The organism is Roseateles sp. (genome assembly GCF_036404855.1).
Classification (GTDB): Bacteria; Pseudomonadota; Gammaproteobacteria; order Burkholderiales; family Burkholderiaceae_C; genus Pelomonas.
In genome coordinates, this window is the sequence record NZ_DASWYS010000345.1 from 1 (window position 1) to 1,914 (window position 1,914).

Annotated in this window: 2 protein-coding genes; one reads left to right on the forward strand and one right to left on the reverse strand. The window is 67.8% G+C overall.

Translation table 11 applies throughout. The features are described 5' to 3' along the window. On the reverse strand, positions 1-1,043 hold a 1,043-nt coding region (locus tag VGF12_RS23050), incomplete at its 3' end, for a pyridoxal phosphate-dependent aminotransferase (RefSeq protein WP_331178383.1). 288 nt (positions 1,044-1,331) lie between these two features. Here VGF12_RS23050 and VGF12_RS23055 point away from each other — a divergent pair. Next, positions 1,332-1,914, forward strand: a 583-nt coding sequence (locus tag VGF12_RS23055; protein ID WP_331178384.1) for a glutathione S-transferase, incomplete at its 3' end; no start/stop codon positions are given.

Genomic DNA, 1,914 nt, shown 5'->3' on the forward strand with positions numbered 1-1,914 from the left:
TCGTCCTTGATCGGATAGACCTCCGGATCGAGCCGGGGGAACATGTAGAGCGCCGCCTCCGGCTTGACGCAGGTCACGCCCGGGATCGCCGTGATCAGTTCGTAGGCCAGGTCGCGCTGCCGGCGCAGGCGGCCGCCCTCGCTGACCAGGTCGTTGATGCTCTGGTAGCCGCCCAGCGCCGTCTGGATCGCCCACTGCCCCGGCACGTTGGCGCAGAGCTTCATGTTGGCCAGCATGTTCAGGCCATCGATGTAGTCCGAGGCACCGGCCTTGTCTCCCGACACCACCATCCAGCCCGCGCGATAGCCGCAGGCTCTATAACTCTTGGACAGCGAGTTGAAGGTCAGCGTCAGCACGTCGGTCGACAGGCTGCCCAGCGCGGTGTGGCGCACGCCTTCGTACAGCACCTTGTCGTAGACCTCGTCGGCCAGGATCACCAGCCCGTGCTCGCGGGCGATCTCCACGATCTCGCGCAGCACCTCGTCGGGATACACCACGCCCGTCGGGTTGTTCGGGTTGATGACCACGATACCCTTGGTGCGCGGCGTGATCTTGGCGCGGATATCGTTCAGGTCGGGAATCCAGCCCTTGGCCTCGTCGCAGAGGTAGTGCACCGGCTTGCCGCCCGACAGGCTCGCCACCGCCGTCCACAGCGGATAGTCCGGCGCCGGCAGCAACAGCTCGTCGCCATTGTCGAGCAGGGCCGTGGTCGCCATCGCGATCAGGTCGGAGGCGCCGTTGCCCAGGTAGACGTCTTCCAGCGTCACGCCCTGCACGCCCTGCGTCTGGGAATAGTGCATCACCGCCTTGCGCGCGGCGAAGATGCCCTTGCTGTCCGAATATCCCGCCGAATTGGGCAGGTTGCGGATCATGTCCTGCTGGACTTCCTCGGGCGCGTCGAAGCCGAACACGGCCAGGTTGCCGATGTTGAGCTTGATGAGCTGCTGCCCCTCGTCCTCCATCTGCTTGGCCCGATCCATGATGGGGCCGCGGATGTCGTAGAGGACATGAGCCAGCTTGCTCGATTTTCTTATGGCTTTCATGGGGCTATCTTGCAACGAAAGGCGCGCATCATAAAGCGGAACCGCCCGCCGCGCCCTGCCCCGCGCGCAAATGCCAGCCCCGGCACGAGCAGGCCCGGCTGCCCCTGCTCCACCCCGCCCGGCCAGCCGGCCGGAAAGCCCCGTGGGCGGCGCCGCCGCGATCATTGCGCCCGGCGCAACAATGAAGTGCCAAGCCCGGTGATTCTCGCCGGGGCCTCCCTGGGCGAACCTGCATGGGCAGGACGGGACCCGCTCCCGCCACCCCACCAGACCCACCAGGAACCCGCCATGAAGCTCTATCACCACCCCCTCTCCGGCCACGCCCACCGCGCCCGCCTGTTCGTCTCCCTGCTGGGCCTGCCCCACGAACTGATCGAAGTGGACCTGAAGGCCGGCGCCCACAAGAAGCCGGACTTCCTCGCCCTCAACCGCTTCGGTCAGGTGCCGGTGCTGGACGACAACGGCACGGTCGTGTCGGACTCCAACGCCATCCTCGTCTACCTGGCCAGCAAGCACGCCCGCACGGACTGGCTGCCGCAGGACGCCGCCGGTGCCGCGGAGGTGCAGCGCTGGCTCTCCGTGGCCGCGGGCGAGATCGCCTACGGCCCGGCGGCGGCCCGCCTGGTCACCGTGTTCGGCGCCCGATTCAACCCGGAAGAAGTGATCGGCCGGGCACACGCCATCCTCGGCAAGCTGGAGGACCACCTGGACGGCCGCGACTGGCTGGCCGCCAGCCACCCCACCATCGCCGACGTCGCCCTGTACAGCTACGTCGCCCGGGCACCGGAAGGCAACGTGGACCTGTCGGGCTACCCGCGCGTGAATGCCTTCCTGCGCCGCATAGAGGCCCTGCCGGGTTTCGTGCCCTTCG